Annotated in this window: 1 protein-coding gene; it reads right to left on the bottom strand. The window is 44.7% G+C overall.

Going from position 1 to position 678, the window contains the following annotated elements; genetic code table 11:
• A partial coding sequence (locus A3766_RS04385) for a glutamine synthetase beta-grasp domain-containing protein (protein WP_197479313.1) occupies positions 1–467 on the bottom strand: 467 nt, incomplete at its 3' end.
• Between the last annotated feature and the right edge of the window lie 211 nt (positions 468–678).

Genomic DNA, 678 nt, shown 5'->3' with positions numbered 1-678 from the left:
GCTTCTTCAGAGTTGATTTCGTACATAGCGCCGTTCATGTCGGCTTTCCACTTAACGTCATCAAATACGAAGAATTCTGGCTCTGGACCAAACAATGCAGAGTCAGCGATACCTGTAGACTTCAAGTATTCTTCAGCACGGATCGCAACAGAGCGTGGGTCGCGCTCGTAGCCTTGCATAGTTGAAGGCTCAACGATGTTACAACGAAGGATCAAAGTGCTTTCTTCTGTGAACGGGTCAAGTACTGCTGTAGCGTCTTCAGGCATAAGGATCATGTCTGATTCGTTGATGCCTTTCCAGCCAGCAATTGATGAACCGTCAAACATTTTGCCTTCTTCGAAGAAGTCTTCGTCAACTTCAGAAGATGGAATGCTTACGTGTTGTTCTTTACCGCGAGTATCTGTGAAGCGAAGGTCGACCCATGTGACTTCGTTTTCTTTGATTAGGCCGAGAGTTTTCTCTGACATTCTAATTTCTCCATTTTTGGACGTATTCGAAACAAAGGTTTGTTTCATGTTATTTCAAGTGCCGAGCACTGCACTAAATTGTCACACTCAAGTTGCGACATGCGCAGTGCCTAGCGATTTTCGCAGCAGGTGTCCGGCCTAACCAGTCTAAACAAACTTTTCAAATACTATTTATATTTCAAGTACCGTCCAAGTTGTCAGACGCCTTTGC

Source organism: Oleiphilus sp. HI0132 (assembly GCF_001635845.1).
Note: the sequence above shows the minus strand (reverse complement) of the source record. Positions and strands in the feature narration are given on the sequence as shown.